This window comes from Rossellomorea pakistanensis (assembly GCF_016908495.1).
In the GTDB taxonomy this organism is placed as follows: domain Bacteria; phylum Bacillota; class Bacilli; order Bacillales; family Bacillaceae_B; genus Rossellomorea; species Rossellomorea pakistanensis.
Genome location: NZ_JAFBDZ010000002.1, coordinates 220,527 through 245,046 on the forward strand (window position 1 = coordinate 220,527; position 24,520 = coordinate 245,046).

Here is a 24,520-nt window from a genome sequence, read left to right on the forward strand (position 1 = left end):
AACTTTAATAAAATATACATAATTCTTGAAAGGATATCGAATAATAAGAATTTAAAAAATTTTTTTCATCACAAGGTATATATTCTTTTCAAAGTGTTCAGAATGATTGCTGAGGTGATGAAAATGAGAGAGGAAGAAAAGAAACATACTTCTCAAAAATCTAGTGTTCAAAAATTTTTCAAAAAGCGTTGGGTATTCCCAGCAGTCTATCTAGCAAGTGCCGCAATCATTATTACAGCTATTTTATGGTATCAAGCATCAGGAAATGACGTGGCAGAAGAAAACCAATATGGATTCGATCAACCAACAGACAATGAGTTTGATAATCCAGCTTTGGAAGTGAATCGTTCGCTCGAGAATTTCGTAATGCCGCTTGAAAACCCAGATAAGGCAGTTATTGAGAAACAATTCTATGATGTGAATGCATCTGCTGAAGAGCAAGCAGCCGCTCTAGTTGTCTACAACAATAGTTATCAACCAAACCAAGGCATCGACATTTCGATGGATGGGAAAGAATTTGATGTCCAAGCTTCAATGAGCGGGACAGTTACAAAAGTTCTTGAAGATGAACTATTAGGAAATGTGATTGAAATTGAGCATGATAAAGGAATTGTTACTCTTTATCAATCCGTTAAAGACTTCAAGGTAAAAGAAGGCGACACAGTTAAGCAAGGTCAATCGATTGCAAAAGCTGGTCAAAGCACACTGAATAAAGATGCCGGGGTACATGTTCACTTTGAAATTCGCAAAGATGATGTTGCGGTGAATCCATTAGATTACGTGAATAAATCTTTAGCAACACTTCAAGAAGCTTCATTAGAAGAAGAGCAGAAAGTGGATCAAGAAGAGCAAGCTGGTGAGGAATCTACAGAACAACCACCTAGCGAAGAAAACGCTGGAACTGAAAGTCCTGATTCTGAACAGCCAGCTGGAGAAGAAAGTACAGATCCAACTGAAGATCAGGAAAACCCAGATGCTAATGAAACAGAAGAACAAGCAGACCCAAGCTCTGATGAATCCGATGATCAAGCAACTGAAAACCCTGAGGATGAAAAGAAAGAAAACCAATAAAGACATGATAAAAGGATTACCTTCCGAGGTAGTCCTTTTTTTAATCTAAGGCTGTTTTCTAAGAACTTATATTTTTGAAAAAAAGGCTGGTCCTCGCTGCAGATGCGAGAGGAGCTTAACGCCTTCCCCGCAGCGGAAACCAATTAACACCTTTTCAAATAACAACCATGTTTACGAAAAAAGTCTAATCCAAAAACGAAATTTCCTATCAAAAAATTTCCGAGGAAATTCGACAGTCCTATTATTATATTTCAAAAACACCCTTGTGAAGAAAAATAGATAACCAAAGTGAAATGCTATGAATTATATTATTTTTGAAAAATAAAACATGGCTATAAATAAAGGAAATACATTATTTGTCTAACAATTATGATTGACCAAGCTATACTCAGTCGTGATAATAACAATATAAAAAATTCAGAAAAATTAAAATATATAGAGAGAAGGAGAGGAGTTTGATTGACTACATTTCTAGTTTTTTTCATTATTACCGCAGGTTGCTTAATATTAGCCTTACGTAAAAAGAAAGCATTTTTCTTAGCGATCCCGTTTTTATCCTTATTTGCCTATTTTATTTTCCAAATTGCTCTTGTACCCATTCCGTTTCTTGATACAGTTAAATTTATTTTTAGCTTAACGTAAGGGGGAAAAATATGAAGAAGATCGATAAATTGAAGGCCGATCAATATTTTAAAGAAAAAAATAAATATACAATCCTCTACTTAATCATTTGGTTTCTTTCTTCCTTTGGAATTGTTCTGTTTGCAGAGCCACTAGCTAATATCACCCTTGGTGGCTTTCCGCTACATTATTTTATGGGAGCACAAGGATCCATTATTGTTTTTATCCTACTATTATTTATTAATGCAAAAGTAAGTGATCGAATTGATCAGAAATACGGGATTGATGAGAGTAAAAACGAACAGCTTAGCTATGGAAAAACTCTAGACCACTAAATAATGGACAAGCGTCATTAAGGGGGATTAGATTGGATACACAATTTATTGTATCAACGGCCATCATACTTGCTACTTTTGGAATTTATATTGGAATTGCAATTTATAATAAAGCACGTGCTACATCAGACTTTTATGTAGCCGGAAGGGGAATTCCACCTGTTTTTAATGGAATGGCCATTGGAGCAGATTGGATGAGTGCCGCATCCTTTATTGGGCTGGCTGGAACTGTCATGATACTAGGATATGATGGACTAGCTTATATTATGGGATGGACGGGAGGCTATCTTCTTTTAACCTTTTTATTAGCCCCACAATTAAGAAAATACGGCCGCTATACTGTGCCAGAGTTTATTGGCGATCGTTATGCAAGTCATACAGCACGAGTTCTTGCGGCCATTTGTACAATTATCATCAGTTTTACCTACTCCATTGGACAGCTTTCAGGCTCTGGTGTCGTCATTGGACGCCTCTTTGAAATCGATGCCAAAGTTGGAACTCTTATCGGGGTGGTATTAATCGCTTTCTATTCAGCATTCGGCGGAATGAAAGGGATCACTTGGACGCAAGTAGCACAATATATTATCTTAATCATTGCTTATTTAATTCCTGTCATTTTTATGTCGCTTCAAATTACTGGAAACCCGATGCCGTGGATATCGTACGGGGATATTGTCGGCAAAATGGGGGAGCTTGATCGTGAGCTTGGAATTTCGGAGTATTTTGCTCCGTTTACCAATGGAACCAAATGGCAGTTTATGGCTTTGTTGTTTACGCTGATGGCCGGAACAGCTGGACTCCCTCATGTCATTGTAAGGTTTTATACTGTTTCAACAATGAAAGCGGCTCGTTGGTCAGGTGCGTGGGCGTTGTTATTTATCGGATTACTCTATTTATCAGCACCGGCATATGCAGCATTCTCTCGCTTTATTTTAATGACAAAGGTTGCTGGAAGCAAAATCGATGCGCTTCCAAGTTGGACCAAATCCTGGGTCGATACAGGCAAACTTAAAGTAGCAGACTCAAATGGTGATGGGATCCTTCAATGGAAGGAGCTCATTATTTCAAATGATATTGTCGTAATGGCGACACCAGAGATAGCGAACTTAGGAGTATTCGTCATCGGGTTAGTTGCAGCAGGAGCAATGGCAGCGGCATTATCAACTGCTGGCGGATTAATGATCGCCATATCATCATCATTTGCTCATGATATTTACTATCGCGTTTTTAAGCCAAATGCGACAGAGGGGAATCGATTATTAGTAGCGCGTTGGTCTATAGTCATCGCTACAGTTCTTGCAGGTTTAGTTGCCCTCAATCCTCCAGGGGTGATCACTCAAATTGTGGCCTGGGCATTTGCGTTGGCTTCAGGTACATTCTTCCCAGCTCTTGTCCTTGGAGTTTGGTGGAAACGCTCTAATTCCAAAGGGGTCATAGCTGGTTTATTAATTGGTCTTGGTGTAACCCTTACGTATATTTTTATGGCAAGAGCGGGTATAACAGTCTTGGGAATTATAGATACCGGAGCAGGTGTTTTTGGAGCCGCAGCAGGGTTTATCGCCAATATTGTTGTATCCTTAATCACTAAAGCACCGAATCAAAAACTACAAGAAGAAGTCATGAACCTACGTTATCCTGAACAAATGACATATAAAAATGGTGAGGTTTGGGTGGACGATGATGTTAACTTAACATAGAGAATAGAATATCGAATTTTGCCGTTCTTCTTAATCCTTTGTTCTAAGGAATAAGTGAGTAACGGCTTTTTATATTTCATGCGACTCGACAAATTTCTCAGGAAATATTCGAAAAGGATCATGAGTGGGTCTTAGTATGAAAAAGGATAGGCTTAGAAATTGAAAGCACCGACTCATAAAACCAGAAAAGTAGAGCAGAAAATGAGAATCCCGCTCTTAAAATGTAAAAACTGGCTCGAAAAAAAGATAGTAAATCAAAAATCAGGAGCACTCACAAAAACAGAATAACAGCAAAAGTAAGTTGTAGACAAATAATCCGTTAAACCTGTCTATAAAAAGCTCACTCCAAAGAAAGGCTTTCAAATCACATTTGAAGATTATTTCTATAAGGTGGTGATTTCCACTCATCCAGGGTGTACATAAAGTGAAAAAAACTAAATCTTTATAAAAATTTAGAAAATTCGCCCATATACTTGTCCTTATTGAGCAATTCGTGCATATATCTTGACCATCGATAATAAAATGATACAAACCTGACAAAAAGAGAGTGTTTGAGGTGAGTTTTCGTTATTATCAAAGTTAGAAATAGCTGCATTCATGTTTATACGTTGTAAGTGGGGATGACCCAAGAAAGCACATGTTAACCTATGTGCTTCAACTTTAATGTCGCCCTCCCGCATACATATAAAGCATAAGGTGTTGACACCCCACAGCTTTTCATGCGGAACCTAATAGTCCATTGAAGCGAGAGCGAGTCTCATTTCACACTTCTCACATCCAATTTAGGGAGGTCGAGTGGTGTGCACGATTACATCAAAGAGAGAACAATCAAGATTGGGAAGTATATCGTGGAGACGAAGAAAACAGTTCGTGTCATTGCGAAAGAGTTTGGTGTATCTAAAAGTACAGTTCATAAAGATTTGACCGAACGATTGCCAGAAATTAATCCTGATTTGGCTAACGAAGTAAAAAATATTCTCGATTATCATAAATCGATCCGACATCTCCGCGGTGGTGAAGCAACTAAGAAGAAGTATAGAAAAGAAGAGCTAGAAGGCGAAGTAGTAAAGTAAATAGGAGGCTAAACCTATTGGTGAATACCTAAAGGTTTAGTCTTATTTTTATTGTCTGGAAAAATCTAAGGAATGAAAAAACTACTTAATTAGTCATGCTGAGAATAAGGTGACAATAAGCCCATGAAAAGCTCATCCAAAAATAAATATTATCTAGCGCCTATACCTTCGAGAGACATAAGCTAGGCCGCCTAAAAGGGAAATGGCGCTCTTTCTAGATTGCTTGGATTATGCTTTTCAGGCGATTTTTAAGGCGCTTAAACTTTTCTGAACCAAATGAAAAATTATCCGTTTTTTTGACAAATCATTCCTTCCTTCGACAAAAATGTGGTAAAATAATCTAATGGAAACAGCTTTATATCATTCACAGAAAACATAATTTATTCGATATAAATGAATCGTTTTTACTATTGTTTGTAGAAAAAGAAGGGAGTAAGAGTAAAATGTTCGCGAAAGATATTGGAATTGATTTAGGTACTGCTAATGTATTGATTCATGTTAAAGGAAAAGGAATTGTTTTAAATGAGCCATCCGTTGTGGCGATCGATAAAAACACGAATAAGGTACTAGCTGTTGGTGAGGAAGCTCGTCGTATGGTAGGACGTACACCAGGAAATATTGTAGCCATGCGTCCTTTAAAAGATGGTGTTATCGCTGATTTTGATGTGACCGAAGCCATGCTAAAACATTTCATTAATAAACTTGATGTAAAAGGTTTTTTATCAAAACCACGTATCCTGATTTGTTGCCCTACCAACATTACAAGTGTTGAACAAAAGGCGATTCGAGAAGCAGCTGAAAAAAGCGGTGGGAAGAAAATCTACCTGGAAGAGGAACCTAAAGTTGCGGCCATTGGAGCAGGCATGGACATTTTCCAACCGAGCGGAAATATGGTTGTAGACATTGGTGGAGGGACAACGGATGTAGCCGTTTTATCCATGGGTGACATTGTGACAGCATCTTCTATTAAAATGGCTGGAGATAAATTTGATGCTGAAATTTTAGCTTATATTAAGAAAGAGTACAAGCTTCTTATTGGAGAACGAACAGCAGAAGATATAAAAGTGAACATTGGAACGGTATTCCCAGGGTCACGTAACGAAGAAATGGAGATTCGTGGCCGAGATATGGTGAGTGGACTTCCAAGAACGATCACCGTTAAATCGGAAGAAGTGGAAAGTGCGTTAAGGGAATATGTGTCCATCATCGTTCAAGCAGCGAAAAATGTTCTGGAGAGAACACCACCTGAGCTATCGGCAGACATCATTGACCGCGGTGTCATTTTAACTGGTGGAGGAGCTTTATTACATGGAATGGATCAATTACTAGCAGAAGAACTAAAGGTTCCAGTTTTAGTGGCAGACGAACCAATGGATTGTGTAGCGATTGGAACAGGCATCATGCTTGAGAATATTGATCGAATCTCCAGAAGAAAAATCGGTTAATGGAATAAGATACCGGTTTGAAAAAGATTAAAATTCAATAATTTTTACGATAAAATGAGGTGAGTGAAATGTTTCGTGGCTTTTATACGGTAGCATCTGGAATGATTGCTCAGCAACGAAAGACAGAAATGCTGACAAATAACATGGCGAATAGTAACACACCAGGCTATAAGGCAGACCAATCTTCCATGAGGGCTTTTCCTGAAATGCTCCTACAAAGAATGGGAGGAGTGAACATCCCGACAGAACAGGAGCTTCATCTCCCATATAACAGACTTGTAGGAAAGCTGAATACAGGGGTATACATGCAAGAAATGACTCCTTCATTTTTTCAAGGGGACCTTAAAGGAACAGAACGAAAAACAGATGTCGCATTAGTAAATGTTAACATGCCGGCAAATGGTGAAACAACAGGAACGGTTATGTTTGCTGTGCGTGGGTTAGACGGAAATACTCAGTATACACGAAACGGAAACTTCACCTTAGATGGAAATGGATTTTTGACGAACTCAAATGGAAATTATATTTTAAATGAAAATGGATTGCCAATCCAATTGAACAGTGATCAATTCTCCATCAATGATAGAGGCGAGATTCTTGTTCATGATGAAGTGGTAACGACACTTGGAATAGGATATGCTGAGGACCCCAATTTACTAACGAGAGACACTGGTGGACTGTATAGCACTGAAGATAACCAGCCTCTTCCTAATGCAAACGATGTCCAAGGAGTTAGCTTTCAAACAAAGCAAGGCTTCCTTGAACGCTCAAATGTTGATCCTTCTCGAACGATGACCGATATGCTTACAGCCTACAGAGCCTTTGAAGCGAATCAAAAGGTGTTACAAGCATACGATCGCAGTATGGAAAAAGCGGCAAACGAAATTGGTCGAGTGGGTGGATAAAGGATATCGATTGAATAGGGGGAATCCGCTGTGAATCGGATGATGATAACGGCAGCCAATACATTAAATCAATTGCAAAAGAACATGGATATGATCGGTAACAATTTATCAAACGCGGACACTAATGGGTATAAAAGAAGAGAAGCAACGTTTTCTGAACTTCTTGTTCAACAAGTGAATAATCAAGGGAATGCTGCTGAAGAAATCGGTCGGCTAACCCCAAATGGGATTCGCCAAGGAGTGGGGGCGAAGTTAGCTCAAGCTCAACTGATTTTAGAGCAAGGATCATTGAAATCAACTGGAAGAGAACTGGATTTTGCACTAGCTTCTCCTAATCATTTTTTTAAAGTCCTTACTCAAGAAGGAGATGCTTCACGTATCCGTTACACTCGTGATGGAGCCTTTTATGCTTCTCCAATTGGAAATGGAGAACTGATGATTGTGAACGGACAGGGGTTCCCAATTCTTGATGAAAATGATAACTTTATTACAGCACCAGAGAATGTAGAAAATTTCTCACTACAAGACGGAGGAGCATTGAATGTCCAATTACAGAATGGACAAGCAGCGACCTTTCATTTAGGTGTGGTCTCGATTGAGAAACCTCAATTCATGGAGCAATTGGGAGGAAACCTTTTGGGGTTGCCGACTAATTTTGATCAATTAGATGTAACAGAAGCGGAAATTTTAACAGACCTAGAAGGGCAACAGCGAATGAATATTGGCCTTCAGCAAGGGTATTTAGAATCGTCCAATGTAGATATAGGAAAAGAAATGACGGATATGCTAAATGTTCAGCGTTCCTATCAATTCCAAAGTCGGTCGATTTCGATGGCAGATCAAATGATGGGGCTTATCAACGGGATCCGTTAAAAGGAGTTAATAATTATGGCAGAGAAAGAGTTACTTCAAGAAGGTAAAACAAGAGAAGAAATCAAATCTGAGAAAAAGTTGGAGAATGAATCACAGGATAAGAAATGGATACGTGTGAGACTTCTCCCGATTTGGCTTCGTGTCATTCTTTTTGTCCTCTTTTTTGCTGTCAGTCTCGTTCTAGGAGCTATTGTGGGCTATAGTGTCATCGGTGACGGAAAAGCAAGTGACGCATTTAAAAAATCGACATGGGAACATATCATTCAGATTGTTACGAAGGAAAAATAAAAGGGAGTCCTGCGAGGCTTCCTTTTTCAATGTCCAACTCCAGCGTCTAAGCTCCTCTAAACATAAGTCAAGGCACCTAAGAAGGGAAAAGGCACCCTGCCTTGGTGCCTCGCTTTATGCAAGGCAAGAGCTGTTCAAGGCGATTGCCCTATTCTTTATTTGAGGAACGGCTACTATATGATATGATATTCTAAGCATAAAACCTAATACATAATTATTTTTTCCAATAGGAGGTCCAATATGTTAGATATTCAGCAAATAAAAGAAATCATTCCACATCGTTACCCATTCTTACTTGTTGACAGGATTTTAGAAGTAGAAGAAGGAAAAAAAGCGGTAGGAATTAAAAATGTAACAGCAAACGAAGAGTTTTTTAACGGACACTTTCCGGAATATCCCGTCATGCCTGGTGTGCTTATTGTTGAAGCATTAGCTCAGGTAGGAGCAGTAGCGATGCTCAAAAAGGAAGAAAACCGTGGCCGTTTAGCCTTTTTTACGGGAATTGATAACTGCCGTTTTAAACGTCAAGTGAAACCAGGAGATCAGCTTCGATTAGAGGTAGAAATGGTCCGCTTCCGTGGTTCGATAGGTAAAGGAAAAGCCATTGCAACGGTAGATGATGAAGTGGCATGTGAAACAGAAATGATGTTTGCTTTAGGAGAAAAACAGGAATAAATGAAGTGGGACAAAGGTCTAGTTTTTTGAAAACTAGGCCTTTTTTTCGTTAAGTGGAAAAAGACGGGGAATGGAAAGACTAATCGATATCGATATTTCATCTGATCACAAGGGCGATAAACGCAGATAATTAGCGAATTCAACCCGTTTTTGCTCAAATTGTATGAACTTGAATATTGGATGCAAGTTTTCAGGATTTTTGGGAAAGCTAACGAAAGACCATAGACAAAGGTCTCAAATTAAACTTTTATGCATTGAAAGGAGTCATACAAATGAACAAGAAGCTTTTATCGATTCTTGGCGGTTCAGCTCTTGCAGCTATGATGCTAATAGGTTGTAACGTAAACGATCAAGAGCCGCCTCCAGAAGATGATGCACCAACAGAAGAGCCAGCACCAGAAAACGGTGGCATGGATGAAGGTAACAATGGCAACCAAGAAGGCGATATGGACATGGGTGAAGATCAAAACACTCCAGAAGAAGAGCCTTTAGAAGATAATAAGGACCTGCAAGACGAAGATAATAAAGATCAATAATAGGCATTAAGGGCTGACCCAAAATTCAAGGTGTAGAAACCGCAATTTCAATATATAGAAGAAACCGTCTAGCATCATCTTCTATATGGTTCCTGACCTCTTATGGGGCAGCCCCTTAAACCATTTAAGTTACCTTAGAAACTATAACCCAATACCATCAATGCATTGAAAGGAGATTTACAGAATGAACAAGAAGTTATTCTCCATTCTTGGTGGTTCAGCTCTTGCGGCCATGCTACTTGTAGGTTGTAATGTCAACGACCAAGAGCCACCTCCAGAAGAAGAAGCACCAACAGGTGAAGAAGCTCCAGCACCAGAAGCTCCAGCACCAGAAGAAAACGGTGGCATGGATGAAGGCAACGATGAGAATAATGATTTGAATGACGATCAACAAGGCAACATGAACAATGGTGAAGATAAAAATGCACCGGCAGAACTATTAGAAGAAGATGAAGGAAATGAAAATCAATAATGATTGATTAGAAAGGCCAGTCTAGGGGCTGGCTTTTTTTAGTTGTCAATCGTTCTATTTTAAGAACGAATATTTCTTTAAAAAATACAAAATGATAAGAAAAATAAAGGAAACAAGAGATAGGAAGTAATTTGTTCGGTAAAAAGAACGAATATAGCGATTTTTAAGAGTTTTCATATAAAGTAGTCCGTTCTATAATAACAAATGTAGATGTTCTCAAAAAAGAACAAAACAATCAGTAAAAAGAACGTTTTAATCCTAATCTTCCTAGAAGGAGGGATCAACATTAGAACGAAACGCTTAAGGAAATTTAAGAACCATCATTGGCTTTACCTAATAACAATGAAAGTGGCCATTATTTTATATGCTTTATCGTTTACCTTAATGAACATACTGGGAAGTACGAATGCGTATTTCAGCGATAGCGACAGTGGAACAGGGAGGATCCAAGCTGGAACTTGGGAAGTGGATCCACCACCAGAAGAAGAATGGGACAGAAGCTCTTTATCCTTTACGGGTCCTATTTTAAATAACAAAGGCACGATTTCATCAACAATCATCAACAATGGAAGTGATATGGCGGGAACAGTCACTTATGAGGTGTGGTGGATCGAGAGGGGAAATCCGAAAAAAGGGGAAAAGCTTGCAGATGGAATTGTCCCTGCTCTAAAAAGTGGGCAATCAACAAATCTAAATTATAAAACTACTAAACCAGGAAACTATATGTTTAAAGCCTACCAACGTCCAAATCACGGCGACCCTAATAATAAAAAAGGCAATGGAAATGAAGAAGGGGCACTTTGGAGTGAATCCATCACTGTAACGGCTCAGGCACCTGCTCAAAAAATCGAAGAGGAAAAAGATCAAAAAGCTCCAGAGATGAAGAGTAGTCCTTCTGAAACCAAAGAAGAAACTCCAAAACCTCCAGTACAAAAAACGGAGCCAACCCTTGCACCTAAAGAAGAAGCACCAAAAGAAGAGACCAATCCTCCTGTAGAGGAACCACCACCTGCTTCACCACCAAAAGAAGAACCTAATCCAAAGGTGGAACCTAAGAAGCAACAGGCCGTTCAGGAATCAAACCAAGAGGAGCCCGAAAAGGACACTAATGAAACGAACTAATCCCTAAAAAGAACAAATCATTGAGGTGAATATTTTGATAAAAGCAAAAGTTTGGATAAGTAGAATTGTCAGCTTTATCCTACTCATTACTTTACTATTTATGCTATTCATTGTCATATCATCAAAAGCATCTGGCGGAGAACCAACCGTCTTTGGATACCAGCTTAAAACCGTTTTATCTGGATCAATGGAACCAGGGATTCAAACAGGCTCCATCATCGCCATTAAACCTGGCGGGGATATGACCCGCTTTGAAAAAGGTGATGTCATTACCTTCATGGAATCTGATGATAAGTTAATTACCCATAGAATTACAGAAGTAAAAGGTGAAGGTCAAAAAGTGCAATACATTACCAAAGGTGACAATAATGATGCGGCAGATTTAAATCCCGTTTTGCCGACAAATGTAGTCGGTGAATATAAAGACTTTACGGTCCCTTATCTCGGTTATTTCATGAATTTTGCTCAATCCAAAGAGGGAGCGACACTACTATTAATTCTCCCTGGCATTCTACTGCTTCTATACTCTGGATTTACGATTTGGAAGGCGATTCGAGAAATTGAAGATATCAAGAAAGAAGATACGAGCAACAAACAACTAACCTGATTGTGCTCTGCATGGGAATACCTGTGCAGGTTCAATATATAAAAAAATTACATACCCAATAGGCGGGGTACTGAGGAGGAAGCAAAATGAATTTGAAGAAGAAATTAGGTATGGGAGTAGCATCAGCAGCTTTAGGTTTATCTTTAGTGGGTGGAGGAACATATGCGTATTTTAGTGATACAGCAACATCTACTAATACGTTTGCAGCAGGGACACTTGATTTATCAGTTGATCCACAGGAAATTATCAATGTTGATAACATTAAACCTGGTGATACTATGCTTCGTTCCTTTGAACTAGTAAATGGTGGCACATTGGATATTAAGGATGTTGTTATAAATACTGATTACGCTGTAACTGACGCTAAAGGCGATAATGTAGGAGATTTCGGAGAACATATTAGAGTAAACTTTATGTTTAATGTGGATAAACTTGATGTTCCGGTTTGGTCAACTACTCTAGCGGATTTAAAAGGGATGTCTCCAGAAGCAGTAAAAGACCAATTTGAACATTTATTTGGAGATGAGTGGGGATCTGAAGGGCTTGTAGCTGGATCTAGTGATCTGCTATACGTTCAATTTGAATTTGATGATAACGGTGCAGACCAAAATGAATTCCAAGGTGACTCTTTAGAGCTTACGTGGAACTTCGTTGGTAGCCAAACTGAAGGCGAAGAAAGATAATCAATCATTCCAAGTACTAACACTTGAGGTGGGAATCACGGCTCCCACCTTTTTTTATAAAAAACCTCTAAAACTATCGATCATGAGAGGTGACTTATGAAACAGAGCTCAAAGCGTAAGATGTTAATGGGGATCTATTGTATGTTGCTGCTCACTACTGTGATTTTCTTTCCTATTGGAAAAACAGGTGCAGATACAAGTACTCCAGAAATTGATCTTTCCTTATCGCCAGGCAATTATCTTTTTACTATTGATCAGTTAAAACCAGGAGATTGGGCTAATAGAACCTTAACCATCCAGAATAAAGGAAATCAAAATTTCACATACAAAATGAACGCGAAACATGAATCAGGGTCAAAGAAGCTTTATGAAAACTTAAGGCTCATTGTGAAAAATTCAAAGGAGACATTATATAGTGGAACTTTAAGTGATTTTAAAGGAGTAGCTCCAAGGTACCTATCGCATTTTACTGAGGAAGACCTTAAATTTACGATCGAATTTCCGGCTCAATTGGGAAATGAATTTCAAGGGCTTGAGACAGAGGTAGCCTTTCAGTTTACAACCATTGGCACTGGGGTTGGAGCGGATGATCCCATCATTCCGAATGATTCACCAGGACAGTCCACTGGTAAACTCACAGGTTCACTGCCGAATACAGGGGAAGCATATCCACTACTGATAACAGTCATTGGATTCCTTATCATGACTACAGGTGTCATATTGATTGTTCGACATACAAAAATGAAATATCAGCTGAAAAGGGGTTAACCCATCAAGTTTACCTCTTTTCTTTTGAGTATAAATGGAATATATTAACTTCTGGATAAAACTGCGATGAACTGAAACAAGAAGGTTATTAGGGCATCAATATACCTTAGATTTCTAATCACTACGACTTAACCTATAAAACGTACCAATCAAGTAATCTAGAATAGTAACGACTGTTACACGAAAAGGATGTTAGAGCCATGTGTCAGGAACTTGGAAAACGAATTAAGAAGTTAAGAGAAGACAGTGGGTTAAGTATTACAAAACTAGCGGAAATGGCTGGAATATCGAAAGGCTTTTTAAGTAATATTGAAAGTTTAAAAACAAATCCCTCCATACAAGCAGTAGAAAAGATTTCTAGGGCTTTACAAGTCCCGATAGAGAATATCATAAATATGAAAGCGATTTCACAAGAGCTGGATAAAGAGTGGATCGAATTAATGATGAAGGCAAAAAGGATAGGCATCCAGAAGGAAGAAATTCGTGAATTTTTTCATTATGAGTTGTGGAAGCAGTCAAATAAAAACGATCTCTATTAAGTTTATAAACTTTTAACATTTAAATAGCCTACTTTTTTATGTTACATTATACTACCTCCTTAAACTCCAAATGCTTGATCCATATACCCCTACATAGTTATTTCATTATATGGAACAAAAAATTCCTTATTAAAAACAAAATAGTTAGATATTGTAAGAAAAACAGAGAGAATAGAAGTAAAATGTTCTTAATTACGAAGTTAATAAGAATTATAAGGTTTTAAAGTAAAGGGATATTAGCATATACTCAAATTAGACGTTCTTAAAAAAGAACAAATAACGTGTTATTTTACCTATTCCAGAATTCGATCGATTAAGTAAGGAGGACCTCCCATGTACAAAAAAACCTGTACCCGCTGCACCCGCTCATCATTCAGTAGCACCGAAATCGGAAAATGGCATTGTCCAATATGTGGAAATGACCTCACTGAAGCACCATTTTACCAGGCCAATAGTTATAAACAGATCAATGAGCTTGTGATTCCTCTAAAGAAAAAACTCAATACATATAATCGTAATCTTAAATAAAATTTGTTTTGTTTTTCGACAAAGTACGATAAAAATCTGGGTTGAAATCGTTTATACTGAATAATAAGTGTCACAAGTTGGATATATTTGTTAGAAAAAGCGGAAAAAATAATTACCAAAATAGACATATACTAACAAATATTGGTTTGCCAACTTAGTATAATAGGTATAGGACAAAGGAATAAAACAATCAGACAAAGGCAAACTTACTGAAAAGTGGGGACGCAAAGTCACGGGTCTACGGTATATCACTACATAATACTATGACGGCTGGATTGCCTAAAAAATACTGATGAGTATTTTGGGAGGTATTGTTTGTGGGAGAAAAGGAACTAGATCTAGAATGGGTGGCACTAATCAAGGAAGCATTACTAGAAGGAATTACGAAGGAAGAGATTAGAGAATATTTAGAGACTAAAAACCTACCAGAATATAAAATGGCATACAAATAAAAAAATAAGGCATTCCAAAACAAGGTGTCAGGAACCATTTTAAATAGTTAGAAGAAGCCTAAAATCATCTTCTGATATTTAAAATCCATGCGGTTCCAGGACCCTTTATTTTTTTTCTAAACGCCATTTATTAAATTCAATAAATTCACGGAATTGTTCTTTGGAAATGCCTGAATCCATTGCTTCTTCCACGATTTTGATCCATTCAGAGTCGATATGTTGTTCATCCGCGGAATCATGAAGCAGTGCATCTACTGGTACAGAAAGAGCCCCTGCAATTTTCTCAAGAAATAGAACAGACGGATTTTGTTGAAGGTTTCTTTCGATTGAGCTTAAATAGGACTTAGCTACTCCGGCTTTGTCCGCAAGTTCTGTCATGGACATCTTTCTTTCCTGTCTAAGCTTTTTCACTCTTTCCCCGATCATGTTTCACACACCCTTATAAAAAACAATAATAATGTTAACCTAAGTATATCATATGTTCACATTCGTTTCGTATTAAGAACAATTTAGGATCTGGATTTTGGAGCGGCAGCCAACCGAGGTTTTGATTTCATTTTTTTACGGAACTCTTGTGAAAGTGTTTCACCAATAAAGCCTTGTTGAATAAGATCATCCAATAAAAGCTCAGCGTATTCATTCCGTTGCTTTTTTAATTTTCCTTCAAATAGGATACTTAGATGCTCATCCATTTGTTTAATACATCGAATACTCGTCATAAAAGCAGCCGGGTCATTGGCTTTTTGAGAAATAACGACTTGAACTTCAATGTCATTCTCACTTTGTTGTGACTCACGGAAAAAGTCGTAGTAGGATTTTGGCATTAATGCTTCAATCAACCATGTACTTTTTTCATCTTCTTTATTAATAATTAAACCGTCCAGAATCTCAATGTCTTTTAATTCCTCATGATTTACAATTTGAAGAGTAATGACCTTAAATGTTTTCATGAACGATCCTCCATTTAATAGGTTATCAAAATTATACCATAGCCTGTCTATATGGCATAATAAGCGTTTTTATTTTTGCCGAAAAAAATTCATTTTGTTTAAAAAAAGTTATTCCTATCTTTAACAGAATGAAAATTTGGTTTTCACCAATAGACAAAGAAGTTTTAGGAGGGGGGGCAGGTGGGATAATATCATTCCCTTAATTTTACATCGTGGTTTTGAGCTATTAAGATAGGGTTAAGAAAGGAGGAGATACATTCATTGATTAATCAAGTCACTATCGTTGGACGTTTAACGAGAGATCCTGATCTGCGTCATACAACGGATGGAAAGCCCGTTCTTAATGTCACCCTTGCATTGAACCGCCGTTTTAAGAATCAAAATGGTCAATTTGATGCAGATTTTATTCTTTGTACATTATGGAGTAAGGCTGCTGAAAATACGGCAAAATTTTGCCAAAAGGGATCTGTCCTTGGAATCGTAGGTCGTATTCAGACACGCAACTATGATAACGAACAGGGAAAACGTGTTTACATCACAGAAGTTGTAGCAGAATCGGTTCGGTTCTTAGATGGAAAACCGCCGGAACAGCAAAAGAAGGAAAAAGAAATGGAAATTCCAATCTTCTAGTACATAGGAGGTGAACCATGTCATCTGTAGAAGAGCGTCTCGACCGTTTAGAGCGGTTAGGAGAAGATTTAATCAGAAAGCTGGCAAGAGCAAACGTTGAACTCTTATTTTTAGCTGAACGTGTTAAGCTCCTCGAAGAATCTTCGTCGTCCAATACCACTCACGGCTTAAAAAAAAGCCCAACCTTGAAACTTATTAATCATTAATTCCGTCAATGCTCGAATTACTCACACTTTTTGTACCAGCCTCGCTTTTGCCTCTGAAACCATTTATAAAAATAGAGTATGAATCCTCACATTTGACCTCGTAAGATTAACCTCTGCTTTCCGGCCGTTCCTTAGGCCGGAATTTTTTATTGGTAGGAGCTTTCATTTATTTTCGGATTTATTTCTTATCCCTTGTGTTTATACATATTTTCATCAGCAAGTTTTAACAATTCCTCCAGCTGCTGCCCTTCATCAGGATACCTGGAAAACCCGATAGAAATACTGATATTTTCCGTGCTGGTCTTATTTTGATCCTCCATGGCAACAAACATGTTCCGGACCATTTGTTCTACGTCTTTATGGTTACCAACCGATGGAGATAAAATGATGAACTCATCTCCACCCCATCTCGCAATAATATCCTCTTTCCCCGTTTTTTCTTTTAATACATTTGTAAGTACTTTTAAGGCTTTGTCCCCGTAAGCATGACCATAGGTATCATTGATATATTTGAAGTGATCAATATCAATCACCAGAAAATAGATAAACGCGTATCTCTTTTTTAATTTAGGAAAAATCGTATAAACATATCGTCTATTATATACTTCAGTTAAAAAATCTTGTTCTGCATAGAACTTCACTTTGTCATATTGATATCCTATAAACCAAGTAAGCAACAGGAATGGGATAAGGAGCAAACATTTTAGTGAAAATTCTTGGACATAGACTTCTCCAATAAAATAAAAACCGCCTAACTGAAAAATGAAAAATGAACTGAACCCAAATAGTATACAAAACCATCTGCCCTTATATTTCATGAGCTCCCACCTTACTTTTTTCCTATAAGTGAATCAATTATAACGTTATAAATCATTAAAAGTACAATGTTGTATTCATTATGCCCGAATTAGAAGGAGTCTTAATAGTTTTCCTATTTCTTTCGTAAAGGTGATTGTATAGCATGAATCAATGGCCCATTCCCTTATAAAAGAGTAGGGAAAACGGAGCCAATTCATATAGTAAAAAATATTCCAATATTTGATATAGACAATGAATCATTGGTATTAATATAATTTTCCTAGTAGCCATTATGTTAATAAGGAGATTAAAATTTGAAATTGGTATCCAGACATGTTCGTAGAATTCCTATACCACCAAGTCCAGAAAAATCAATGTATGTTTCCGTTCACCAAAAATTTTGGCTTAGCCATGGCGTGGCTATTCTTTGGTCACTGATAGCGATCTATTTATCGATTCCATGGGTGAACGATTTAAATAATATCGTGACGACACCAGGTGCCATTTTCATAATAGGAGGAATTTCTTATGTACCTGGTTACCTTAATGCTTTTTTAGTCATTAGTTTAATTTTTGACCGACAGCCAGAGTTTAAAAATAAGTGGCCGGAAATCCCGGTTTCAATCTTAATTGCCTGCCGTAATGAGGCTGATAATATTGCGAATACCTTAAAATATATATATCACCAAGATTACACTGTTCCTATTAAGGTTGTAGTTGTCGATAATGGTTCAACGGATGATACGGTTGAGGCTGCCTTAAGAGCAGGAGAGGAGCTAATGCTTGATCTCCGGGTGATACATGAAGGGAATCCCGGGAAATTCAATGCTTTAAACACAGGGATTAAACATGTGAGTACTGATTTCGTCATTACTTTAGATGCCGATACCCTACTACATCGATCAGCCGTTCGTTATCTGGTCGCACGAATGGAAAGTGCTCCCGAACAAGTATGTGCAGTCGCTGGCTCAGTACTGGTACGAAATAGTCGTCAAAATCTCCTCACAAGGATACAAGAATGGGACTATTTTTTAGGCATTGCATCGATTAAACGATTACAAGGGCTTTACCAAGGAACACTTGTCGCTCAAGGAGCTTATAGCATTTATAAAGTGCAGGCAGTTGAAGAGGTTGGAGGCTGGCCTGATGCTATTGGAGAGGATATTGTTCTAACATGGAAATTTCTTCAGAAAAATTGGAAGGTCTATTTCGAACCTTTGGCCGTAGCCTTTACAGATGTCCCAACGACACTGCCACATTTTATTAAGCAGCGATCAAGATGGGCAAGGGGGATGATAGAAGCGCTGAAACAAACAAAACCATGGCAGCAACCTGCTATTTTCTCCAAATATTTAACAGGGATCAATTTGATCATGCCTTATATGGATTTAACATACACATTTTCTTGGCTGCCGGGTCTGATTCTAGCGTTCTTTGGCTTTTACTGGATTGTCGGACCGATGACTTTGCTTGTGCTGCCATTAACTCTAATCAGCTACGGCATCCTTTACCGGTACCAAAAAAGCGTATTTAATGACCTCGATTTGCGAGTGCGGAAGAATACCATTGGTTTTTTTCTCTTTGTTCTTTGCTATCAAATGCTGATGGCACCTGTCTCGGTTTGGGGGTACCTGCAAGAAGCATTTAAGCTTCAACGAATATGGAAATAGGAAATATTTTAAAGAGGCCGTCCCAAAAGGGAACTGGAATCTTCATTGAGAGAAGATACGCCTTCTAGGACAGCCCTGGTTATTAGTAATATCATATGATATGTTCCTCAATCATTAACATGTTCATAAATTTGGAATCTTGTGCATTTTTTTCTAGAAGTTATGCATAAAATCAGATTCTCGTGCGTTTACTAGTCATTCTGATGCATATAATCAAAATGTTGTGCATTCCCCATTCAATTCAAGGAAAATGCTGAGCTGGGCTTAGCAGGAATGACTAATCGTATGAACAATAAAGGAAATCCAAAAAAGGAATAACAAATTCGCCGAAAACTATCGCAAAATACATTAATTAGGGTGATTTTTTTTTGGTGAAGTGCCGTCCGAATAGATTTGGAATTTGAATAATTTAAAAAAGAAACCTTATTTATAAGTAGAAATAGCCATCTGATAGTAAAAAATTTACTTATCAGACAGCCCTTTGGTTAAGTTATGAACCTTCAGCTATCTTCTTTAATTCTTTTGAACGAAATATAATAAACCTTTCCATATACTTCTCTAAAAACAGTTTATCAGCTAAAACCCCAATGGGTCCAAGTGGAGACTTATAATGGAAAATATCGACCATTAACGTACCATCCTGTTTTTTTACGAATTGATGGGTATGATGAAAAGAGTGGAAAGCTCCCTTCACCATAACATCAACAAAATAATCTGGCTTCTTCATCTCAATAATTTGAGCCGTCAGTCTCTGCTTAATCCCAAAATGTACAGCTTCCCAAGTAACGGTCTCTCTTTCCTCAATGAGTCCTGAAGTAACTCCGCCAATTGCTTTTTCCTTTGTATGCTGAACAGTCTGAGTATGAATATCGATATTTCTAGCAAGATCAAAACAATGTTCGATGGGGGCGTTAATGTAGATTTGATACTTAATTGTAGGCATTAGTATTCTCCTTTTAATGAGAAAAAGAGGCTGTTCCAACCAAGTTGTTCGGAAACACGGCTTCCATATATAGAAGAAACACTAAAACATCTTCTATATCATAGTGATTCCTGCCCCCTGGTGGGACTGCCCCTTAATCTTTACTCTAACGTCAACAAATGATGAAGCTCCTGATTCGAAAGCTCTGTTAGCCATTGGTCACTTTGAATGATTTCGTCGTTTAAGGCTTGTTTCTTCTCAAGCATAGCGTCAATTTTTTCTTCTAAAGTGCCAGAGGCGATGAGTTTATGCACATGAACAAAGCGTTTTTGCCCGATTCGGTATGCTCGATCTGTTGCTTGATTTTCAACTGCTGGATTCCACCAGCGGTCATAATGGATGACATGATTAGCGGCTGTGAGGTTTAGTCCCGTTCCACCCGCTTTCAAGGAAAGAAGGAAAACAGGGAACTCCCCAGCTTGGAATTGATCGACAAGTTCATCGCGCTTTTGCTTGGGCATACTACCGTTAAGAAATGGGACTTCGATGCCGAACTGTTCGCCAATAACCTTTTGAATCATTTCGCCCATTGAAAGGTATTGCGTGAAAATAAGACATGCTTCGTTTTCGGTTGTGACGGTATTCATAATCTCTAGAAGCTTTTTCATTTTCTCTGAACGCAGGGCGATATTAGGTGGCTCTGGTTCTTTTAAATAAAGAGCAGGGTGATTACAGAGCTGCTTTAATTTGTTTAACATTTGCAGGACTAATCCTTTTCGTTCAAAACCGGAAAGTTCTTCGATTTTTTCAAAGGTATCCATGATAAGCTGTTCGTATAGAGAAGCCTGCTCGGATGTTAACGCACAGTATTCTTTTTGTTCGATTTTATCAGGAAGATTCAGCTCAACTTCAGGGTCTTTTTTCGTTCTCCTTAAAAGAAATGGACGAATCTTGGCCTGAAGTTCTTTCACTTTATATTCCATTTCTTCTTTTTCAATTGGCACAATAAAATTCTTCTGAAACTGTGTAAAGCCACCAAGATAACCGTGATTTAAGAAATCAAAAATCGCCCATAGCTCGGATAGCCGGTTTTCCATCGGAGTCCCGGTTAAGGCGAGGTGATGTTGTCCTTTCAATTTCCGAATCGCCCGTGATTGTTTCGTATTTGCATTTTTGATGTTTTGCGCTTCATCTAAAGCAATCGTGCTCCATGTGACTTCTGAGAGGTCGTCAAAATCAATATGAGAAAGACCATAGGAAGTGAGAACAATATCGACTCCTTTATAGGCGTGATCAAAATGATTTCCTTTGCTTCGATTTGCCCCATAGTGGAGAGCGACCGTTAGCTCCGGTGCAAATTTTTCAATCTCCCGCTGCCAGTTTCCGAGAACAGAGGTCGGAGCAATAATAAGGGCAGGCTGACTAGGTTTTTCTTGTTTCTTTACATGAAGTAAATAGGTTATCAGCTGGATCGTTTTCCCTAAACCCATATCATCTGCCAGGCAGCCGCCAAAACCGTATTTTCTTAAAAACAGCATCCAGCTCATCCCTTGAAGCTGATAGGGTCTGAGTTCTCCAATAAATCCATCTGGTGCAGACCTCATGGGAATCTCCGATAGATTGGTTAACTGGTGGATAAATTTTTTCAAGGAACGATTAAGTTCAATTTGAATTTTTACATATGAAAACGGATCGTGATCTTCTTCAGAACCTTCTTGCTCCTCTTCGTTTGGAGGTGTGAGTTCTTGTTCGAGTAGATCCCTTAGGGAAAGACCTTCTTCTTTTGCTTGGTTCATTAATGCTTGCATTCGGCGAACCATAGCGGGGTCAAGCTTCATCCATTGACCACGGATTTTTACAAGTCGCCTTTGTTCATCCACTAATCGCTGAAAATCTTCCTCAGATAGTTCAGCCCCATTCATCGTTAGCCGCCAATCAAAATCGAGCATCGCATTTAACCCGACAAACGATGGGCGATAGCTTGTGTCATGAGATTTCACTTTTGCTTTCACTGTTAATTGGGCATCCTTCATCGCCTGCCACCATGTTGGTAAGTAGATATCAATATCGAGATCTACGAGCTTTTCACTCAGAATAGTCAGGAAATCCCAAGCATCATTTTCATTAAGTGATGTCCGAAAGCTTCCATCAACATCCTTAAAGAAAGGCATCATCTTCATAAGTCGCACTTGCTCATCTTCAACAGCAGTAAGGTGCTTTTTCCATTTAGGCGGAATCGTATCTTCTTGAAGAGAGTAGTAGTCAGAAGACCTTTTATCTCGTAAAATCGTTTCGAGCTTCCATGGTTCAGCATCATCCTGTGGTTCGGTGATACGCAATCCAACAGAAAAAGGCACATGACTTTCTTCAAGACCCGTCCATTTGCGCCAATGCTCCTCATCAAAGTATTCATGAAGTTCTTCTGATGTAAGGGAGCTGTTTTGAAGCTTCTGCAATTTTTTAAAGGTTTCATTGGATTCATTTGAACCTAAAAATTGATAGATGGCCGATTGAAACCAGCTATTAACAAAAGAGTGAAGAGATTCACCCGTATCAATGTTCTCACTCCAAAATTCGCTGTTAAAATTGTCCCAGACTTCATCAGGGACTTGAAAGGACATTCCACGATCGGTCAGGTCATCAAACCTTGGGATCCAGTTGCCTGAAAGGATACTGTCATGAAGAATGGGGGAAAGGGCAAAGCAATGCTGTGCCGCATCGTCCCATGACCATTCAATTAAATGACTGAAGGATTCTTTAGAAAAAAGAGTGACAAGCTCCCAGCTAGTCACGATGACTCCAGGGATGCGATCGATGTTTTTGACACTTGTGACAGTTGTTCCATAGTAACTTTCTTCATGCCAAATAAAGAGATGCTTGATCCACTCACTAGGAGGAGCGACATCCCCATTCTCATGTTCCCCCCACAGGAAAAAGGTAGTATCATCATTTTTTTTTACATGGATGGTTAAGGTTCTTGTCTTAAGCATCGATTAACTTACCCTTTCTGCACTCTTCGTGAAAGGCACGAAGACGCTTTGTTTTCTCAAGAATATGATTAAAGTACATTTCCCAACGTTCTTGTTTTTTTAGTTTTCGGTAGATGGTACGAAGTTTTTTGAGATACTTTACCGCATGTTTGTAGCTTTCTCGATTTTTTTGAGACAGGTAATGATCAATCCCTACATGATAGAGGGGAAGGGTATATTCTGGTGCTACTTTTGTTACCTCTTTTAACCCGAGACCATCTAAATCACGAAGATCGTACCCAATAAACTGCTGGAGCTCGACCCATTCTGCATAGGATTTCGAATCTAACAGCATTTCATTGAATGTATAGAAACTGAATGGCAAGAGGGCTAATAGGATTTCTTTTAATAAACGATTTTCATGCTCAATCATCCAATGTAGCGGGATGATTCTAAGGAACCATCGATTAAAGAGAGATTGCTCGTATTCGGATTGTTTGCTTAAATATCTCTTTAAGTGGGGAAGCAGCTGTTGAAGGAGCCACTTGCCCGTATCATTTCGTTTTGTTGAAAAAAGCTGTTCAATCCAAAAATCTGAATAGGAAATAAGCTTCTCGCCATGTGCTTTAATGATCGATTGAGCTGGTTCAAGCTGATCAAGCATGAGATATTGATGAAGAAGTGCGACATGATGGAATAGGTCATCCTGTGCTGCTTCTTCCAGACGTTTCATTTCCTCAAGTCTCCAAGCTTTCTTTTTAAAAAGATAGAACCAGAGAAAGCGATACATTTCTGCTTTTACATATGTACTGTTTTCTTCTGATGTAGAAAGGTCGCTGGTTTTATTTTTTAAGAAATCGACATAGGGGTCAAAGCTGAAAGGAAGCGCGTGAACAGAAAGCTGCTTCACCCCATCATAAATTTCATCGACCAATAGCTCATAAGCACCTTGTTGTTCTTTATTTAATGATCCTTGAAGGGAAAGCAGCAAACGATCAATTTCGACTAATAAAAAGAAGGACGCAAAAATCTGATAAAGAGGCTTCCATTCACGTTCAAAAGGGGCTTCTTTCATTAGCCGGCGATAAAAATTTTGAATATGTAGATCTAATAGGTTCGATTGACGATAGAAGTAGTCCTTATCCCACTCTTCAAAAAGCTGATGAAGAAAGCTCCACCACTCTTCCGGGGAATTCCCACGGCTTTTTTGGGTTTTTAGAAGATCACTGGCTTTTTTTAATGCACCGGTTTTAGTGTGTTTTTTTAATAGCTCTTGAAGATCATTGGGTTGTGTTGAATGGTCGTCAAGATTTTTTCGGCTGCGCCAGTCCTGTACCCAGTTACTGACACGATTAACCCGCTGATATAATGAGAAAAAGGTGGCCATTCGATGACGACACCATGGTATCCCTGGACAAGAACATTTGCTTAGGAGAGGAAAATGAAGATCAATTTTAACCTTCACTGTCGTCACATCCTGTACTTCAGCAAGTACGAGATCATCCTTGACCTTGACATTCCGGACTAGATTTTGACGAAAGAGAAGTAATCCCTTTTGAACAATCCTTTGGCCGTCCTCATCGCCAGGCATTTCCTTCATTAAATATTGATTAACCGGTTCAAGCTTACTCTCAAACTCTCTCATCATAGTCGTCATTTCATAACCCCCCTCTTCGGTAACCGTA

At 38.4% G+C, this 24,520-nt stretch carries 27 protein-coding genes and 1 riboswitch; of the genes, 21 read left to right on the forward strand and 6 right to left on the reverse strand.

The annotated features are described in order from the left end of the window. The first annotated feature begins 102 nt into the window (after positions 1-102). From JOC86_RS08850 to JOC86_RS08935, 18 genes are all read left to right on the forward strand, one after another. Positions 103-1,071: a stage II sporulation protein SpoIIQ gene (locus JOC86_RS08850; RefSeq protein WP_239587495.1), complete on the forward strand. Its 969-nt coding sequence runs from the start codon at positions 103-105 to the stop codon at positions 1,069-1,071. 459 nt (positions 1,072-1,530) lie between these two features. Then, positions 1,531-1,713 carry a hypothetical protein gene (locus JOC86_RS08855; protein ID WP_205170870.1) on the forward strand — a complete coding sequence of 61 codons (183 nt, stop codon included), beginning with the start codon at positions 1,531-1,533 and terminating at the stop codon, positions 1,711-1,713. An 11-nt stretch (positions 1,714-1,724) separates the two neighbouring features. Next, positions 1,725-2,027 carry a DUF4212 domain-containing protein gene (locus JOC86_RS08860; protein WP_205170872.1) on the forward strand — a complete coding sequence of 101 codons (303 nt, stop codon included), beginning with the start codon at positions 1,725-1,727 and terminating at the stop codon, positions 2,025-2,027. 32 nt (positions 2,028-2,059) lie between these two features. Continuing rightward, positions 2,060-3,724: a sodium:solute symporter family protein gene (locus JOC86_RS08865; RefSeq protein ID WP_205170875.1), complete on the forward strand. Its 1,665-nt coding sequence runs from the start codon at positions 2,060-2,062 to the stop codon at positions 3,722-3,724. 800 nt (positions 3,725-4,524) lie between these two features. Continuing rightward, positions 4,525-4,797, forward strand: coding sequence for a sporulation transcriptional regulator SpoIIID (spoIIID, locus tag JOC86_RS08870; RefSeq protein ID WP_205170877.1), 273 nt, complete (start codon positions 4,525-4,527; stop codon positions 4,795-4,797). Positions 4,798-5,240: 443 nt separating this feature from the next. Continuing rightward, positions 5,241-6,242, forward strand: coding sequence for a rod shape-determining protein (gene mreB, locus JOC86_RS08875; protein ID WP_205170880.1), 1,002 nt, complete (start codon positions 5,241-5,243; stop codon positions 6,240-6,242). 68 nt (positions 6,243-6,310) lie between these two features. Continuing rightward, positions 6,311-7,147, forward strand: coding sequence for a flagellar hook-basal body protein (locus JOC86_RS08880; protein WP_205170883.1), 837 nt, complete (start codon positions 6,311-6,313; stop codon positions 7,145-7,147). Between the two features lie 30 nt (positions 7,148-7,177). Beyond that, positions 7,178-8,020: a flagellar hook-basal body complex protein gene (locus JOC86_RS08885; RefSeq protein WP_205170887.1), complete on the forward strand. Its 843-nt coding sequence runs from the start codon at positions 7,178-7,180 to the stop codon at positions 8,018-8,020. Between the two features lie 15 nt (positions 8,021-8,035). Beyond that, entirely contained in the window at positions 8,036-8,308 is a 273-nt protein-coding gene (locus JOC86_RS08890; RefSeq protein ID WP_205170891.1) for a DNA-directed RNA polymerase subunit beta, read from the forward strand. Between the two features lie 240 nt (positions 8,309-8,548). Further along, complete coding sequence (fabZ, locus tag JOC86_RS08895; protein WP_205170894.1) at positions 8,549-8,983, forward strand: 3-hydroxyacyl-ACP dehydratase FabZ; 435 nt, start codon at positions 8,549-8,551, stop codon at positions 8,981-8,983. Between the two features lie 272 nt (positions 8,984-9,255). After that, complete coding sequence (locus JOC86_RS08900; RefSeq protein WP_205170896.1) at positions 9,256-9,519, forward strand: hypothetical protein; 264 nt, start codon at positions 9,256-9,258, stop codon at positions 9,517-9,519. A 184-nt stretch (positions 9,520-9,703) separates the two neighbouring features. Next, entirely contained in the window at positions 9,704-9,991 is a 288-nt protein-coding gene (locus JOC86_RS08905; protein ID WP_205170899.1) for a hypothetical protein, read from the forward strand. 210 nt (positions 9,992-10,201) lie between these two features. After that, a complete protein-coding gene (gene tapA, locus JOC86_RS08910; RefSeq protein ID WP_205170902.1) occupies positions 10,202-11,113 on the forward strand; it encodes an amyloid fiber anchoring/assembly protein TapA in 912 nt (303 codons plus the stop codon). A 34-nt stretch (positions 11,114-11,147) separates the two neighbouring features. Next, the gene (gene sipW / locus JOC86_RS08915; RefSeq protein ID WP_205170904.1) at positions 11,148-11,720 is read left to right on the forward strand and encodes a signal peptidase I SipW; all 573 of its coding nucleotides are present in this window, start codon (positions 11,148-11,150) and stop codon (positions 11,718-11,720) included. An 86-nt stretch (positions 11,721-11,806) separates the two neighbouring features. Continuing rightward, the gene (locus tag JOC86_RS08920; RefSeq protein WP_205170906.1) at positions 11,807-12,403 is read left to right on the forward strand and encodes a CalY family protein; all 597 of its coding nucleotides are present in this window, start codon (positions 11,807-11,809) and stop codon (positions 12,401-12,403) included. A gap of 96 nt (positions 12,404-12,499) precedes the next feature. After that, positions 12,500-13,171 (forward strand): LPXTG cell wall anchor domain-containing protein, encoded by a 672-nt coding sequence (locus JOC86_RS08925; protein WP_205170908.1) that lies wholly within the window; start codon positions 12,500-12,502, stop codon positions 13,169-13,171. Between the two features lie 200 nt (positions 13,172-13,371). Then, positions 13,372-13,710 (forward strand): helix-turn-helix domain-containing protein, encoded by a 339-nt coding sequence (locus JOC86_RS08930; protein WP_205170910.1) that lies wholly within the window; start codon positions 13,372-13,374, stop codon positions 13,708-13,710. Positions 13,711-14,427: 717 nt separating this feature from the next. Further along, positions 14,428-14,521: riboswitch (cyclic di-GMP riboswitch) on the forward strand. Between the two features lie 34 nt (positions 14,522-14,555). After that, positions 14,556-14,690 (forward strand): DNA-binding anti-repressor SinI, encoded by a 135-nt coding sequence (locus JOC86_RS08935; protein WP_205170913.1) that lies wholly within the window; start codon positions 14,556-14,558, stop codon positions 14,688-14,690. Positions 14,691-14,795: 105 nt separating this feature from the next. On the opposite strand, the gene JOC86_RS08940 is transcribed toward JOC86_RS08935, so the two are convergent. Beyond that, positions 14,796-15,116 carry a helix-turn-helix domain-containing protein gene (locus JOC86_RS08940; RefSeq protein ID WP_205170915.1) on the reverse strand — a complete coding sequence of 107 codons (321 nt, stop codon included), beginning with the start codon at positions 15,114-15,116 and terminating at the stop codon, positions 14,796-14,798. 83 nt (positions 15,117-15,199) lie between these two features. Then, the gene (locus tag JOC86_RS08945) at positions 15,200-15,640 is read right to left on the reverse strand and encodes a YwpF-like family protein (protein WP_205170917.1); all 441 of its coding nucleotides are present in this window, start codon (positions 15,638-15,640) and stop codon (positions 15,200-15,202) included. Between the two features lie 261 nt (positions 15,641-15,901). Here JOC86_RS08945 and ssb point away from each other — a divergent pair, with 261 nt between their 5' ends. Then, positions 15,902-16,270, forward strand: a complete 369-nt coding sequence (gene ssb / locus JOC86_RS08950; protein WP_205170919.1) for a single-stranded DNA-binding protein — start codon at positions 15,902-15,904, stop codon at positions 16,268-16,270. Positions 16,271-16,287: 17 nt separating this feature from the next. Continuing rightward, a complete protein-coding gene (locus tag JOC86_RS08955; RefSeq protein ID WP_205170922.1) occupies positions 16,288-16,476 on the forward strand; it encodes a hypothetical protein in 189 nt (62 codons plus the stop codon). 185 nt (positions 16,477-16,661) lie between these two features. Here JOC86_RS08955 and JOC86_RS08960 read toward each other — a convergent pair whose 3' ends face one another. Beyond that, on the reverse strand, positions 16,662-17,294 hold the full coding sequence (locus JOC86_RS08960) for a GGDEF domain-containing protein (RefSeq protein ID WP_205170925.1): 633 nt from the start codon (positions 17,292-17,294) through the stop codon (positions 16,662-16,664). 354 nt (positions 17,295-17,648) lie between these two features. On the opposite strand from JOC86_RS08960, the gene JOC86_RS08965 reads away from it, so the two are divergent. Beyond that, positions 17,649-18,944, forward strand: a complete 1,296-nt coding sequence (locus JOC86_RS08965) for a glycosyltransferase family 2 protein (RefSeq protein WP_205173456.1) — start codon at positions 17,649-17,651, stop codon at positions 18,942-18,944. A 490-nt stretch (positions 18,945-19,434) separates the two neighbouring features. Here the strand turns inward: JOC86_RS08965 and JOC86_RS08970 are convergent, their stop codons facing one another. The 3 genes from JOC86_RS08970 to JOC86_RS08980 form a co-directional block, all read right to left on the reverse strand. Next, positions 19,435-19,887: an SRPBCC family protein gene (locus JOC86_RS08970; protein ID WP_205170928.1), complete on the reverse strand. Its 453-nt coding sequence runs from the start codon at positions 19,885-19,887 to the stop codon at positions 19,435-19,437. 140 nt (positions 19,888-20,027) lie between these two features. Continuing rightward, positions 20,028-22,856 (reverse strand): DEAD/DEAH box helicase, encoded by a 2,829-nt coding sequence (locus tag JOC86_RS08975; RefSeq protein WP_205170931.1) that lies wholly within the window; start codon positions 22,854-22,856, stop codon positions 20,028-20,030. Beyond that, positions 22,849-24,492 (reverse strand): SWIM zinc finger family protein, encoded by a 1,644-nt coding sequence (locus tag JOC86_RS08980; protein ID WP_205170934.1) that lies wholly within the window; start codon positions 24,490-24,492, stop codon positions 22,849-22,851. Before JOC86_RS08980 ends, JOC86_RS08975 begins: the two co-directional genes overlap by 8 nt. Positions 24,493-24,520: the final 28 nt, after the last annotated feature.